This window comes from Ochrobactrum sp. SFR4, from assembly GCF_019730395.1.
Classification (GTDB): Bacteria; Pseudomonadota; Alphaproteobacteria; order Rhizobiales; family Rhizobiaceae; genus Pseudochrobactrum.
In genome coordinates this window covers 1-232 of sequence record NZ_JAAPBB010001448.1, presented here as the reverse complement: position 1 = coordinate 232, position 232 = coordinate 1, and the positions used below count along the sequence as shown (strand labels likewise).

Annotated in this window: 1 pseudogene; it reads left to right on the top strand. The window is 59.1% G+C overall.

From position 1 onward, the window contains the following. A pseudogene (locus HBA93_RS23815) lies at window positions 1–232 on the top strand (acyl-CoA dehydrogenase); the annotation flags it as partial.

The following is a 232-nucleotide window of genomic DNA, read 5'->3' as shown; positions in this document are numbered from 1 at the left end:
ACCCTTAAAGATGCAAAAGTTACGACGACAGAGGGCTGGCAGGCACTCTATAAAGACTGGACAGAGGGCGGCTGGAACGCGCTGACCGGTGATCCCGCCTATGGAGGTCAGGGGTTACCAACCTTGCTCTCGGTCGCGGTTGCAGAGATGTGGAATTCCGGCTCGCTCGGTTTTGCCATTGCCTCCACCCTGACCATGGGCGCGGTGGAAGCACTCGAGCACCATGCCAGTG